The sequence below is a fragment of the Sorangium sp. So ce1036 genome, from assembly GCF_051369805.1.
GTDB lineage: Bacteria > Myxococcota_A > Polyangia > Polyangiales > Polyangiaceae > Sorangium > Sorangium cellulosum_F.
On sequence record NZ_JBBMOX010000001.1, the window covers coordinates 9,848,372 to 9,863,035 of the forward strand.

Below are 14,664 nucleotides of genomic sequence, written 5' to 3' on the forward strand. Positions count from 1 at the left end.
CCTTGGCAACCGTTCTCGTCGGTTGGATTCCTGCGCTCCGGTGCGCCTTGGACCGCGGCGAGATCACCGCGGTCGCGCAGGTCAGAATGTGTAGCGGGCTCCGACACCGGGTGCGAGCGCGACCGTCACCTCGCCGACGAGGGGATCGGGGTCGAACGCGCCGAAGTAGCCCCGCTCGGCGTCGATCCGGCCGTAGACCCCTCCGGGCGCGTTGGACCACACCGGCGTGGTGAGCCGGATCAGGACCGCCGCCGCGAGGCCGGCGGTCACGTCGAGGTGGTCGCCGAAGCGCAGCCCCGCGCGCACCTCGGGCGTCATGACGAAGAAGCTGGCGGAGCCCTGCGCCGACGTCCGGTCGACCCGGAACTCCACGCCGCTGCCCGACGTGAAGGTGCCGCTGCGCTCGTCGCTCACCGCGGCGAACAGGGCGCCGGCGCCGAGCCGCATCGAGAGCCGGACGCGTTCGCCGAACGACAGGCCGGACCAGCCGCCCGCCAGGAAGCCGCGGAGCGCGAGCGCGTCGTCGGCGGTGCCGGTGCTCTCCGGCAGGGGATCCCGGATCTGCAGCGACGTGCTCCGCGCGGCCACGGCCTGCTGCACCTGGAGGTAGCCGGTCGTGACGCCGAAGCCGAGGCCGGACCAGAGCTCGTAGCCCGCGTGGACCACGCCGAGGCCGCCGACGCCGACGTCCAGCGAGCAGGCGCCGCCGCACTGGCCCGCCGCGCCGCCGCCGAGGCTCGGCACGAACGCCGGGGCGGCGGTGAGCTCGACGAGGAAGCGCCCGGGCGGGGCGCCGAGCACCACGCGCTCCAGCGCGACGGGGAGGACCGCGCGCCGGTCGCGGGCGAGGATCACCTCGCGCCGGGCGGTGACGAAGCCGCCGGCGGCGACCTCGATCCGGTGGCGTCCGGGGCTGAGGTCCCCCTCCCAGATCCCGCTCCCGAGCGTCACGCCGTCGATGGTGACGCTCGCGCACACCGGCGTAGGCACGATCCGGAGCGACGCCGTGAGCTCCTCGGCGCGGAGGGTGAGCGGCGTCGTCTGCTTGCGCCGGATCAGCACGGAGGCCGGCATGGTGCCGAGCTCGCCCGGACCGCGCAGCGCGACCGTGTGCTGGCCCGGGGAGATCGGCCCTTCCCAGGGCGTCTTGCCGACGGTGTACCCGTCGACGAGCACGTCGAGCACCTTGCCGTTCTGCTCGGCGACGCGCAGGCGCCCCGACTCCACCAGCTTGTGGAGGCGCGACAGGATGCGGACGACCTGGCCTCCGGCGACGTCGACGCGCATCTCGAACGGCTCGAACCCCTCCTTGTAGACGCGGACCACGTGGCTGCCGGCGCCGACGCGCAGCGGGGCGGGCATGGGGTAATCGCCGCGGCGCCGGCCGTCGATCGTGATCGAGGCGCCGATCTCGGCGCCCGTGATATCGATGGTCCCGATGAGCCCGCGCAGCCTCACGATCGCCTCCTGCGCGGCGGTCCTGGTGTCCTGGGGCAGCCGCTCGGAGAAGTCGTTGAGCAGCGTCTCGAAGAGCGCGAGCGCCTCGTCGTAACGCCGGAGCTGCTGGAGGCAGAGCGCCGCGCTCGATGTGGCGCTCCAGGTCGGGTAGAGCTGCCGCGACGCGAGGAACTCGGCGAGCGCCGCCTCCCACGCGCCCTGGCGGTACAGCGCGACGCCGCGCTCGAAGTGAGCGCGCGCCCCGGCGATGGGATCCTCGGCCGGCGGACGCTCGGCGGCGTCCGGAGGCGGCGCGGCGGACGACGGCGCGGCGGACGACGGCGGCGCCGCGGCAGCGGACGACGGCGCGGCGGACGACGACGGCGGCGGCGCGGCGGCGGACGACGCGGGCGATGGCTCGGGGGCGGCCGGCTGGGCGGCCGCGACGGCCTCGCCGGCGACCGCGACGGCGAGCGCGCAGAGCGCAGCGATGGACGCGCGCCGCCCGCGCGCCGCCTGCGCGCGCCGCCTGCGCGCGCCGCCGAGCGCGAGCAGCAGCGCGAGGGGAGCCCACGCCCGGCCGGGGGCTGGCCGCGCCGGCGCGGCGCTGCAGCCGCCCGACGCGCCCGGCGCGGGCGGGGGCAAGACGCAGTGGCCCTGCAGGTTGCAGACGAAGCCCGGCGCGCAGTCGTCGATCGAGGCGCAGCTCGTCTTGCAGGCGCCGCTGTCCTGGTCGCAGCGGTACGTGATGCAGTCGACGCGCTCCGGCACCGGGCACGCGGCGGACGCCGCGGAGCACCGCGCCGGCCCGAGGCTGTGCGTCTCGCCGTCGCACACCGGCGGCTCGCACACCTCGTCGATCTTCGCCGGGCTGCCTTCGACGCTGCAATGCCCCTCGGGGCTGCACGCCCCGCAGGGACAGGGCGAGTCGCAGCAGATGCCGTCGACGCAGGAGGCGCCGGCGCGGCAGCCGGAGCCGACGTCGGGCGCGACGGCGCACGCGTCGCCCAGGACGAGCCCGTACCGTTCGCTGTGCGTGGCGAGCAAGAGCCCCGTCTCCGACTCGTCCTCCAGGCCTCCCGCCACCAGGATCTCGCCGCTCGGGAGGAGCGTCGCCGTGTGGAAAGCCCGCGGGCGCGCCAGCGGCGCCGCGCCGGTCCACGTGCCGCTCTCCGGGTCGTACCGCGCCGCGCTGGCGAGCACATCGCCCTCGTTCTTTCCACCCATCAGGAGGACCTGACCGTCCGGCAACCGCGCCGCGGCGTGCACGGTGCGCGGCTCCAGCAGGTAGCGCTCGTGCTCGAAGCGGGTCCACAAGTCCTCTTCCGGATCGTACAGCTCCGCGCTGCCGAGATCGCCGTAGTCGAGATCGGTTCCGCCCGCCACGAGGACCTTGCCGCTCAAGAGGAGCGTCGCGGTGTGATACTGGCGGGGGACGTTCATGGGCCGCACGCGCGTCCACGTGTCCTCCTCCGGGTCGTACAGCTCCGCGGTGTCGTGGGTGGCCGAATCCGACTTCTCGCCGCCCGCCACGAGGACCCGGCCGTTCAGCAACAGCGTCGCGGTATGGTTGTCGCGCCCCTGATGCATGGACCGCACGCGCGTCCACGTGTCCTCCTCCGGGTCGTACAGCTCCGCGCTGACGAGATAGCCGTCCTTCCCGTATCCGCCCGTCACCAGGACCTTGCCGCTGTCCAGCAGCGTCGCGGTGTGGAGATAGCGCCCGGTCCCCATCTCGCAGTCCGTGAGGGTCCACGTGCCCAGGACCGGATCGTACAGCTCCGCGCTGGGCGAGTACCTCTCTGCCTGTGTCAGGCTCTCTCCCCCGGCCACGAGCACCTTCCCGTTCGGGAGCAGCGTCGCGGTGTGACCACGGCGATCGTGAATCATCGCGCCCGTGTCGGTCCACGCGTCCATGACCGGGTCGTACAGCTCCGCTCGCTTGACGGGCTGGACCAGGGAGCCGAAGCCGAGCACTTTGTAGCTACCGCCCGCCACGAGGACCTGACCGCTCGGGCGAAGGAGCGTGGCGGTGTGCAAGGTCCGCGGGAGATTCATCCCGCGCGCCGGCTCCCACACCGGATCGACCAGCGCCGCCTCGCCGCCCGCATCGACCACGAGCTCGATCCGCGCGCCGCGCGCCCGGAGCGTCATGGCCACGGGCCGCCCCGAGGCCGCGTGGGCGCGGGGCGCCGTCACGCGCAGCATCGGCGCCCCGCTCCGCGCGTCCGCGAGCTCCACCGCCTCCCCCCGCATCCGCAGCGTCGCGCCCTCCACGTGCCACGCCGCCACCGCCTCGCCCCCGCGCGCGATCCCTTCCTCGAGCAGGAGCCACTCCTCCACGCCCCGGTCGGTCGCGGCCCAGAACGACGTCCCGCCCGCGCGCCGGTAGCTCACCGCCCGCTCCGCCATCACGCCCTCGCCCACGGCGCCGAGCTCCCGCACCCGCACCTCGACCCCCGCCGGCGTGCGGAAGCGGATCGGCGCGCCGCCCTCGCGGGGGAGCACCACGTGGAGCCCTCCGGCGCTCCCGCTCACCACCGCCGGACCCAGGTGAAACCCCTCCGCCCCGCGGACGAACGCGTCACGCGCCGCGAGCACCGCGGCGGCCTGCTCCGGGAACAGGCCGCGCAGGGCGGCCGGCGACCCGGGCGCCGGCTCCGCGCCGCAGCCGGCGAGGAGCGCGAGGGCGAGCAGCGGGCTTCTGGAGCGCAGCGGGGCGCGCGGGTGCGAGCAACGCAGGGACATCAGGGGTTCTCCGGCGCTCGGATCATCTCGACCGAAGGGCCAGCGACCTTCGTTTCCCGAGCGCGAGCAGCGCGAGCAGCGCGGCGCCGAGGCCGCTCTCCAGCGGGCCCGCGGCGCCCGCACCGGCGAGGCTGCAGCCGCCCTTCCCGCGGGGCGGTGGCGACACGCACCGGCCGGACAGGTCGCAAGCGAACCCCGGCGCGCAGTCCTGCAGCGAGCTGCAGCGCTCCTTGCAGTCGCTGGTGGCCCTGTCGCAGCGGTAGGGCGCGCAGTCCACACGCGCCCTGGGCTCGCGGGCCGGATCGGGGCAGGCGGCCCCGGCGGCCGGGCACACGAGGCTCCCCAGGCGCTGCGTCCCATCGTCGCTGCACCGGGCCGGGCTGCACGCGTCGCCCGGGCGCACGGCGGTGCAGGCCCCGAACCCGTCGCACGCGCCGTCACAGCCCGCGCGCGCGCAATCCCCGCGCAGATCCGAGCCCTTCGGCTGGGGCACGCAGCGGCCGGGAGCGTCGCTCCGGGCGCACGTGCGGCAGGGCTCGGCGCACCGCGACTCGCAGCAGACCCCCTCCACGCAGAGGCCGAGCGCGCACTCCGCATCCGAGGCGCAGGCGACGCCGACCCCCGTATACACCTCGGAGTGCACCTCGGGGCCAGCCACGAGCACCCGACGATCCAGGAGCACGGTCGCGGTGTGCTGCAGGTGCCCGGACCTCATCCGCGGCGCGGGGGTCCAGGTGTTGGCCTCCGGGTCGTACAGCTCCGCCTCGAACGCCGCGATCTCATCGTCGCCGCCCGTCACCAGGACGGCGCCGTCGTGCAGCCGTGCCGCGGCGTGATCGACGCGCCGGACGCGCATCGACGGCGCGTCGGTCCAGGCGTTGGCTCCCGGATCGTACAGCGCCGCGCGGAGCAGCTTGCTCTTGTCCTCCTCGCTCGATCCGCCCGCCACCAGGACCCTGCCGTCCTCGAGCCGCGTCGCCGTGTGATCGACACGCGCGGTGTCGCCCGGCGGCGTGCGCGCCCAGGTGTTGCTCTCCGGATCGTACAGCGCCGCGCCGGTGGCGCGGGTCGTCCCGAGGCCGCCCACGAGGAGGACCTTGCCGCTGTCCAGCAGCGTCGCCGTGTGCAGGTAACGGTCATTCTCCATCGCGGGCACGTCGGGCGTGGGGGGCGTGCTCTCCCCTGTCGGATTGTACAGCTCCGCGCTCTTGAGAGGGGTGCCCTGCGCCCGGCCGCCCGCCACGAGGACCAGCCCGCTTTCCAGCAACGTCGCGGTGTGCTGGTGACGCGCCTGCTTCAGGCGGGTCTCCAGCAGGGTCCACGTGTCGGTCTCCGGGTCGTACAGCTCAGCGCTCCAGAGATCGCTTCTTCCGCTGGTTCCACCGTAACCGCCCAGCACCAGGACCTGCCCCCCCGGCAGCCGCGTCGCGGTGTGCTGGCGGCGCGCGAGATGCATCGTCCCCTGGGTCGGGGTCCACGTATCGGTCTCCGGGTCGTACAGCTCCGCGGTGTCGAGGGGGACCGTGTTCGCGCCGCCCGCCACGAGGACCTTGCCGCTCGGCAACAGCGTCGCGGTGTGATCGCGGCGCTCCGAGCCCATCGCGCCCGCCAGCTCCCACGCGGGATCGACGAGCACCGCCTCGCCGCCCGCGTCCACCACGAGCTCGATGCGCGCGCCGCGCACGCGGAGCGCCGGGGCGACGGGCCGCCCCGAGGCCGCGTGCGCGCGCGGCGCCGTCACGCGCAGCACCGGCGCCCCGCTCTCCTCGTCGAGCAGCTCCACCGCCGCGCCCCGCGGCCGCGGCGTCGCGCCCTCCACCTCCCACGCCGCCGCCGCCTCGCCGCCGCGCGCGACGCCTTCCCCGAGCAGCAGCCACTCCTCCACGCCGTGGTCGGTCGCGGTCCAGAACGACGTCCCGCCCGCCCGCCGGTAGCTCACGGCGCGCTCGGCCATCCGCCCCTCGCCCTCGGCCCCGAGCTCCCGCACCCGGATCTCGCCGCCGTCCGGGCGGCGGAACCGGATCGGCCCGCCGCCCTCGCGGGGCAGCGCCACCTCGGGCCGCGCGGCGCCCACCCAGGCCCCGCCCTGCGCCGAGGCGGGCAGCCGGAACCCGTCCGCCGCGGGGGCGAACGCCTCGCGCGCCGCGAGCACCGACTCCGCATGATCCGGGAAGCGGAGCCGCAGCGCAGCGGCCGCGCTGTCCTCGTGCTCTGCCCCGCAGCCGGGGAGGAGCAGCGCCGCCGCGAGGCAGGAAAACGGCGCCGCGCGCCGTGGTCTCCAGGATGGCGTGGGCATCAAGGATCTCCCGCCACCCCATAGAGCAGCCCTGCGCCGGGCGCCACAGCGTCACCTCACCCCGCCTCCCGGGCGCCTTTCGCCGTGTGAAACAGGTGCTCGCCCGCGGGGGCGCGGCCCCCTCGCCGCGCCTCTCCGGATCTTCCGCCGGCCCCGAGCGCCGCCGCGGCCAGGGCCGAGAGGCGCACCTCAGCGGAGGTTGACCTTGAGCCGCATCGGGCGGCCGCCGCGCTCGACGACGACGGACACGCTGCTGTCGGATTGCATGCGCGAATAAGCCATCATGGCGTTCTGCGGGTTGGTCAGATCGATGCCGTTGACCGACCGCACCAGATCTCCGGTCTGCAGGCCGAACGACTCGAGCACCGAGCCCGGCTTGATGTGCATCTTCAGCCCCACCACCTGGTCGTCCCGCATCTCCGGGATCGCCGCCGAGGTGTGGGTCACGAGCTCGGGATTCGCGAAGATCTTCTCGGCGGCCGACCGGTCGATGTCGATCTCGGTATCGCTCACCCGCTGGATGCTCGAGGCGATCTCCGGCGGGACATGGCTCTTGCCGGGCCTGCGGCTCGGGGTCGCGCGGGGCGGATCCGGCGTGGGCTGCGGCTCCGGCGCGGCCTTGCCGCCGCCTCTGCCCCTCTCGCCGAGCAGCATCTGGCAGCGCGCGCCCCCCGAGGTCAGAACGACCCGATCCCAGGCGATCTGCTCGAGCGTCCGGCCGTCGATCCTCCCGCCACGCCGCCAGAGGGTGGTGGTTCCATCGGCCGCCTCGATGGCCGCGAACGACCAGTCCGGGTCGTCGGACACCGCGATCAGCACGACGCGGCCCGAGTCGCAGGGAGGCGCACGGCGCGGGTCGAGGGAGGAGCGGTCCGCCTGCCCGGCCGCAGCCCGATCCGGCCCTGCGTCGAGCGGCCCGGTCGTCGGGTCGAACGGGTCGCGCGCGAGGCTCGGCGCCGCGCTCGGCGCGCGATCGTCGGAGGACGGCGGCTCGACGGGCGCTGTCGCCTCGTGGGCGGATGACACGCTGTCCTGCGCCACCTCGTGGGCGACCCGAGGAGACACCCCGGAGGCGTGAAAATACGCGGAGACCGCGATCATGCTCCCCGGGATGATCACGAATGCGCGCTTGATGAACGCGTCGAGCTTCATGGATAACGCACCTCCAGACAGGAGCGCGCCGGGCCTCGCTGCGCGAGGATCTCTCGCGACCGCGAGGAGCGCGGCAGTGCACGCCCTCGCCACCGGCAGGGCCGCCGCGCTGGGTGAGCACCGAGCGTGCCCGCGGAGGTCCGATCGCGGCGCGCCACGACGTCGTCCGGCCCGGACAGCGGCCGGTGTCCCGCACGGTCGCCCCGGCCGATCGCGCAGGCGTGAGCCGCTCCGTCCCCCGGATCGGCCACGTCGGCCCCGCTTCGCGTCCCGCCGCCGCCGGTGTCGGCGCCGGCGGGACGGGGAGCGACGACCACGACCGCGGCGATTGCGCTGCCGCGCACGGGCTGCGCGCCCCGGGAGATCGCGGTCCGCGCCTGCGGAGGCCGCGATCCGCGCCCGCGTGAGCGCTCCGGGCCGCGATCCGCGCCCGCGTGAGCTCGCCGGGCCGCGATCCGCGCCGGGAGATCGCCCTGGCCACGGTCTTGCTAGCTCCCGCGGAGGAGGCCCATCCGATGACCAAGGCGATTCCCACCGTCAAGCGCTACATGACCGCGAGCCCGCACACGATCGGGCTCGCCCAGAGCCTCGCGCACGCCCACAAGGTCATGCGCGAGCACCGGATTCGCCATCTGCCGGTGCTCGACGGGGGCGCGCTGGTCGGGGTGATCTCCGAGCGCGATCTGCACCTCATCGAGACGCTCCGCGACGTCGATCCCGAGAAGGTGGCCGTGGAGGAGGCGATGACCCCGGTCGTCTACACGATCTCGCCCGACGCCCGGCTCGACGAGGTCTCGCGGGAGATGGCAGAGCACAAGTACGGCTCAGCCATCGTGATCGAGCACGGCAAGGTGGTCGGCGTCTTCACCACGACCGACGGCATGCGCGCCCTCGCCGAGCTCCTGGAAGCACGTCCGAGGTCCTGAGGCGCAGGCGTCGAGGTCGCCGGGCCGCGCGCGCCGCGGCGGGCGCCTGCCAGGCTGGGCGCTCGCCTCACGCGTCGTAGAGCAGCACCTCGACCTCGTCCCCCTCCACGACCGCCTCCTCGTCGCCCTGCACGATCACCGCGCCGTCGGCGCGCGTCGTCGACGACAGGATGGATGCGCCGCCCGTCGCGATCGGAAACACCCGATCTCCGTCGACGCGCACCCGCACGTAGTCCACGCGCCCGCGCTCGGAGACGATCTTGCTCGCCACCACGCACCGCCTCCGCCGGTGCGGCCACGCGCGCGGCAGGCCGCCCAGCGCGCGGATGGAGGGGCCGGCGAAGAACTCGTAGGCGCAGAGGCACGACACCGGGTTTCCCGGCAGCAGGAACACCGGCCGCCCGTCGGCCAGGAAGCCGAACCCGGCGGGCTTCGCGGGGCGCATCGCGACCCCGTGGACCGCCACCTCGCCGAGCTCCGCAAGGACGAGCGGCGCGTGGTCCTCCGGCCCCACCGACGACCCGCCCGAGACCAGCACCACGTCCCCGCCGGCCGCCGCGAGCGCGCCCCTCACCGCTTCCCGGCGGTCGGGGACGTACTCGACCGAGGCGTCCCCGGCGCCGTCGCGGCGCGCGAGCGCCGAGAGCACCAGGCTGTTCGAGTCGACGATGGAGGCCCCGCTCGGCATGCTCCCCGGCGGCAGGAGCTCGTCCCCCGTGATGAGGATCCGCACCGACGGCCGCCGCACCACGCGCACCTCGGCGACGCCGGTCGAGGCGAGCACGCCGACGTCCTGCGGCCGCAGGCGGCGCCCGGCCGGCACCACCACCGCGCCCGCCATCACGTCCTCGCCGATCGCCGCGACGTGCTTGCCCGGCGGCACGGGCTGCCGCACCCGCACGGCGGCGCCCCCGTCGCGCCCCGCGACCTCCTCGGCGTGCTCCGCCATGAGCACCGCGTCCGCCCCGTCGGGCACCGGCGCGCCCGTCGTGATCCTCACGGCCTCGCCCGGGCGGATCGCGCCGCCGTGGGGGCGCCCGGGGAACGACGCGCCCACCAGCGCGAGCTCGACCGGCGCGCCGGCCGTCGCGCCCAGCGTGGCCTCGCCGGACAGCGCGTAGCCATCCATCGCCGCGCGGGCGAAGTGCGGCACGCTCACCCGCGCGGCCACGTGCTCGGCCGCGACGCGCCCGGCCGCGCGCGCGATCGGCGCCGGCTCGTCGCCGAGCCGCTGGATCCGCCGCTCCAGGAGCTCGAGCGCCCGCGCGACCGCGGTGCGCTCGCGAAATCCCCGCATCCGGACGTCGTGCATCAGGGCTCCAGGACCATGATCCCCGAGAGAGCGCTCAGCCCGCCGCCGAGGTCTCGAGCGCGCCGTCGTAGACGTCGTTCACGGCGAGCTCGCAACCGACCGAGGTGAGCCTCGCGCTCGCGCCCGGCCCGGCCTCGTGCAGCGTCCACGTGCTGTCCTCGTTGCGCCGGAAGACCTCGATCCTCCGGTGCTGCTGCGAGACGAGGACGTACTCCTTCAACGAGGGGATACGCCGGTAATGCGCGAACTTCTCGCCCCGATCGTACGCCTCCGTGGAGTCCGACAGCACCTCGACCAGCACGACCGGGTTGACCACCGCGTCGTCGTCCTCGGGATCGCGCGAGAGGCGCCCGCAGACGACCGCCACGTCGGGATAGGTCGCGAGCCCCGTCGCGAGCACGCGCACGCGGAGGTCGGACGAGAACACCGCGCACGGCCGCCGGCGTAGCTGCGCCGCGAGCTCGGCGATGACCTGCGCCGCGAGCCGCGCGTGCTCCGGCGTGCCGCCGGCCATGGCGAAGATCTCGCCGTGGAGGAACTCGTGCTTGGTCGAGCTCGCTCGTTCCTGCGCGAGGTAATCCGCGTAGGTGAAGGTGAGCTTGCGGGCAGGCGCGTTCACGTCATGGCCTCTTGCGGGAGTATGCCACGGTTGACGCGCCTCCGGTGCAACGCGCGCCCGCCGCCGGACGCCGGACGCCGGGCGCCGGGCACCGGGCGCCGGAGCGCCTCGCGCTACCGCCTGCCGATCCGGCGCGGCCGGCTCGCGCGCCGGATCGGCGCGATCAGCGCGAACACCCCGAGCGCCATGACCGACAGCTTCGGCCCCCGCTTCTTCCGGGCGCCCGCGTGCCGCTGGCCCGCGATCGAGCAGTCCTCCGCCTCGGCCGAGTCGTCGCTGTCGCCGCTGCAGCCGTCGTCCTCGTACTCGTCCTCGTACTCCGGCTCGCTCGTGTCCCCGCTGCAGCCGTCGTCTTCGTACTCGTCCTCGTACTCCGGCTCGCTCGTGTCCCCGCTGCAGCCGTCGTCTTCGTACTCGTCCTCGTACTCCGGCTCGCTCGTGTCCCCGCTGCAGCCGTCGTCTTCGTACTCGTCCTCGTACTCCGGCTCGCTCGTGTCCCCGCTGCAGCCGTCGTCCTCGGCGTACTCCTCCTCGTAGGCGTCCTCTTCGGTGTCCTCCACGACCACCGCGCCGGGGGTGCCGGAGCAGCCGCACCCCATGTCCTCGTCCGGCGCGTCGCCGCCGTCGTCGTGATGGACCGGCATGTCCCCGCCCCATGAGCCGCCGGTCGTGAGCGGCCAGTCGCTGCCCGGCCCGCTGCTCCCATCGAGCCCGCCGGCGCCGTCCCCTCCCCCGCCGACCCCTCCGCCCACGCCGCCGGCGCCGGTCTCGCTCGAGCACTCGTCCAGGCGGAGGCTGCCGGCCCTCATGACCGGCCCGACGGACGCGCCGGGCCCGAACGTCAGGGGCCAGTCCGCGCCCGCGTGCCCGGCCGCGATCCAGAGGGACGCGCGGGTGAGCCAGGTCGACGACGGCGTGAGCCCGGAGAGCGCGACCGCCAGATCGTCGGCGACCGGACCGCAGCGCAAGAGCTCGGGATCGGTCTCGTCCCGCCCGGGCGACTCCGCGCAGTCCGGCGCGCCGTCGATCACGCCGAGCGCGGCGCGCGGGCAGCTCGCCGCGACCGCGAGGCTCGACGCCAGCGCGGACGCGGCCACGGCGGCGCACGCCCCCGGCGCCTCGGCGGCGTCGCCGTACGCGCTCGCGCGCGCGAAATAGGCCGCGACCACGCTGTCCACGCGGTCGCTGCCGAGGGCGATGCTGCGGCTCAGCGCCTCGCGGCTCGCGCCCTCGATCAGCGCCCCACGGAGCCCCGCCTGGGCCAGGGCGTCGGCGCGCTGCGCCTCGTAATCGCTCTCGCCCGCGCGCGCATTCCAGGTCACGGAGGCCGACGACAGCGTCACGGGCGCCGCGCCCGCGAGCGCGCCCCGGCCGTCGCCGAGGAGCCACGCGGTCACGAGCACGTCGCCCTCGCCCGCGCGGGTCAGCGACAGCGGCAGGGCCGGCTCGCTGCCGTCCATCACGAGGCGCAGCGTCCTCGTGATGGACGGCCCGCCGGGCGCCTCGAAGCGGGCCGCGGCGAACCGCACCCCCTCCAGCGCGCCGAGCTGCGCGGCCGCCTCGGCGGAGAGCGCCAGCCCGGCCGACGCCGCCCAGCGCGCCACCGCGTCCGCGTCCGCGAGCACCGTCACCTCGCTCGGCTCGAGGGTCGCCTCGTGCTCGAGCTGCCCGACCACATGGATCGGCAGGCCCGGCGCCCCCTCCTCCCCGGGGCAGTACGGGCCGACGCCCTCGGGAGGGAGCACGTGCGGGGCGGTCGCCGCCTCGAGCGCCTCGAACCACGCGTCCGAGCTCACGTCGAGCGCGGCGCGCGGCGGCACGGGCACGACGAGCGCCACGGGCCCGCTCGCCCCCTGGATTCGCAGGCTCGTCCAGAGCGTCGTGCGCGCCGGCCCCGCCGCGACCGCGACGCGTTGCTCGACCGGCGCCTGTCCCGCGCCGGACAGCAGCGCCCCCGCGGCGAGGGCGTCGCCGGAGAGGCCGAGGAGGACCGCAGGAAACGCAAGCGCAAGCGACCGTCTGGGCATGCGAGGCCAATCGGCAAGCGGCATGCCTTCCATCGTACGCCGCGCAGGCGGCCGACTTCCACGCTCCCGCGGCCGGATGAGAACTGCAGTTCACGACGCACCGGCGCCACAGCGGGCGCCGGGGAGCGATGGATCAATCCTCGTGCAGGATCGCGATGTCGTCCGGGTGGAGGTGGCAGAAGACCCTATCTCCGGCGTGGAGCGCGGCGTGGCCGGAGCTCTCGTTGGCGACGATGGCGGTGAGCGCGAGCCCGGAGTCGGTCCGGAGCCGGAGCTGGTCGGTCGCGCCCCGGAACAGCTCGTCCTCGACGTGCGCCTCGAAGCAGTTCTCGAACGCGCTTTGCCGCTCCTTGCGGAGCGAGATCTTCTCGGGCCGGATGGAGACCAGGGCGCTCTCGGCGCCGGGCGCGAGGTGCTCGGCGTTGACGAGGAGCTCGATTCCCCCGTCGAGCCGGACCTGCGCGCGCTCGCCGCTCCGGGAGACGACGGCCGCCCGCAGGATGTTGGCCTGACCGATGAAGTTCGCGACGAACGTCGTCCTCGGGCGGTGATAGATCTGCGTCGCGTCGCCGAGCTGCTCGATCCGGCCCTCGTGGATCACCGCGATCCGGTCGCTCATGGTGAGCGCCTCTTCCTGGTCGTGGGTCACGAACACGAACGTGATCCCGAGCTTCTTCTGGAGCGCCTTGAGCTCGACCTGCATGGCGTGCCGGAGCTTCGCGTCGAGCGCCGAGAGGGGCTCATCGAGGAGCAGCACCTTCGGGCGGCAGACGATCGCCCGCGCGAGCGCCACCCGCTGCCGCTGCCCGCCGGAGAGCTGCGCCGGCTTGCGGTCCTCCAGGCCCTCGAGCGAGACCATCGCGACCGCGGCGCGGACCCGCTCGGCCGCCTCCGCCCTGGGCACCTTCTTCATCCGCAGGCCGAAGTTGATGTTCTCCCTCACCGTCATGTGGGGGAAGAGCGCGTAGCTCTGGAAGACCTGGTTCACGTCCCGGCGGTAGGGAGGGGAGCGCGTGACGTCTTTTCCGTCGAGCAGGACGGCGCCGCTCGTCGGCGTCTCGAAGCCCGAGATCATCCGGAGGAGGGTCGTCTTGCCGCAGCCGGAGGGGCCGAGGAGGGTGATGAACTCGCCCGCCCTGATCGAGAGGTCGATCTCGTTCACGGCGAGGAAGTCGTCGAATCGCTTGGTGACGGAGCGGAGCTCGATCATGGCGTCCATCGGGAGAGGGGATGGCAGCGGGCGGCCGGGGCGGGAGGGGCCATCGTCATCGCTCCGGCTCCCTGCGCATCCCCAGGAGGAAGATCGCCGCGAACATCAAGAGGAGCGTCGTCCCGAGCGCCGAGCCGAACGGCCAGTTCCTCGCCCCGAGGAACTGGTTCTGGATGACGTTGCCGACCATCGGGGTGCTCGCCCCGCCGAGGAGGTCCGGGATCGCGAACATCCCGATCGCGGGGATGAACACGAGGAGCACGCCCGCGAGGATCCCCGGCCAGGTGAGCGGGACGATGACGTGGGAGAACGCCGCCACGGGCCCCGCGCCGAGACCGAAGGCCGCCTCGACGAGGGCATTGTCGAGCTTCTCGACGCTGCCGTAGATGGGCAGGATCATGAAGGGGAGATAGGAGTAGACCAGGCCGATGATCACCGCCGTCGGCGTGTACAGGATGTCGAGCGGCGCCGAGATCACCCCGAGGAGCTGGAGCAGCGCGTTGAGCAGCCCCTCCGACTTCAGGATGGAGATCCACGCGTAAGTCCGGATGAGGAAGCTGGTCCAGAACGGCACCATCACCAGCATGAGCAGCTTGTTCCGGACCCCCTCCCGCGCTCGCCCGATGAAGTACGCCACCGGATAGCCCACGACGAGGCAGATCGCCGTGGTGACGGCCGCGTACCGCATCGAGTTGAGCAGGATCCGGAGGTAGGTCGCGTCGAAGACCCGCGCGTAGCTCTCGAGCGACGGCTCGAAGACCACCTGCCCGAGCTCGTCCCGCTGGCAGAAGCTGTAGACGAGCATGATCCCCGTGGGCGCCACGACGAAGGCGAGGAGCCAGACGAGCAGCGGCGCGAGGAGCAGCCACCCGAACAGGCCCGGCCTCCGCCGCGCTCCCCGTAGCTCGACGATCTGCCCGGTGGCCGTGTTCATGAC

At 74.4% G+C, this 14,664-nt stretch carries 9 protein-coding genes; 1 reads left to right on the plus strand and 8 read right to left on the minus strand.

All coding sequences use genetic code 11. The features are described from left to right. Nucleotides 1-81: 81 nt before the first annotated feature. The 3 genes from WMF31_RS37045 to gspC form a co-directional block, all read right to left on the minus strand. Nucleotides 82-4,185 (minus strand): kelch repeat-containing protein, encoded by a 4,104-nt coding sequence (locus tag WMF31_RS37045; protein WP_436606466.1) that lies wholly within the window; start codon nucleotides 4,183-4,185, stop codon nucleotides 82-84. 22 nt (nucleotides 4,186-4,207) lie between these two features. After that, nucleotides 4,208-6,481 (minus strand): Kelch repeat-containing protein, encoded by a 2,274-nt coding sequence (locus tag WMF31_RS37050; protein ID WP_436606467.1) that lies wholly within the window; start codon nucleotides 6,479-6,481, stop codon nucleotides 4,208-4,210. A 189-nt stretch (nucleotides 6,482-6,670) separates the two neighbouring features. Beyond that, entirely contained in the window at nucleotides 6,671-7,633 is a 963-nt protein-coding gene (gspC, locus tag WMF31_RS37055) for a type II secretion system protein GspC (protein WP_436606468.1), read from the minus strand. Between the two features lie 515 nt (nucleotides 7,634-8,148). Between gspC and WMF31_RS37060 the strand changes: the two genes are divergently transcribed. Continuing rightward, a complete protein-coding gene (locus WMF31_RS37060; protein WP_436606469.1) occupies nucleotides 8,149-8,559 on the plus strand; it encodes a CBS domain-containing protein in 411 nt (136 codons plus the stop codon). Between the two features lie 67 nt (nucleotides 8,560-8,626). Here the strand turns inward: WMF31_RS37060 and WMF31_RS37065 are convergent, their stop codons facing one another. From WMF31_RS37065 to WMF31_RS37085, 5 genes are all read right to left on the minus strand, one after another. Further along, on the minus strand, nucleotides 8,627-9,871 hold the full coding sequence (locus tag WMF31_RS37065) for a molybdopterin molybdotransferase MoeA (RefSeq protein WP_436606470.1): 1,245 nt from the start codon (nucleotides 9,869-9,871) through the stop codon (nucleotides 8,627-8,629). A gap of 34 nt (nucleotides 9,872-9,905) precedes the next feature. Beyond that, nucleotides 9,906-10,490 carry a Uma2 family endonuclease gene (locus tag WMF31_RS37070; RefSeq protein ID WP_436606471.1) on the minus strand — a complete coding sequence of 195 codons (585 nt, stop codon included), beginning with the start codon at nucleotides 10,488-10,490 and terminating at the stop codon, nucleotides 9,906-9,908. Between the two features lie 113 nt (nucleotides 10,491-10,603). Then, nucleotides 10,604-12,517, minus strand: coding sequence for a DUF2330 domain-containing protein (locus tag WMF31_RS37075; RefSeq protein ID WP_436606472.1), 1,914 nt, complete (start codon nucleotides 12,515-12,517; stop codon nucleotides 10,604-10,606). Between the two features lie 133 nt (nucleotides 12,518-12,650). Continuing rightward, nucleotides 12,651-13,736 carry an ABC transporter ATP-binding protein gene (locus WMF31_RS37080; protein WP_436606473.1) on the minus strand — a complete coding sequence of 362 codons (1,086 nt, stop codon included), beginning with the start codon at nucleotides 13,734-13,736 and terminating at the stop codon, nucleotides 12,651-12,653. Nucleotides 13,737-13,782: 46 nt separating this feature from the next. Then, nucleotides 13,783-14,661: an ABC transporter permease gene (locus WMF31_RS37085; RefSeq protein ID WP_436606474.1), complete on the minus strand. Its 879-nt coding sequence runs from the start codon at nucleotides 14,659-14,661 to the stop codon at nucleotides 13,783-13,785. Nucleotides 14,662-14,664: the final 3 nt, after the last annotated feature.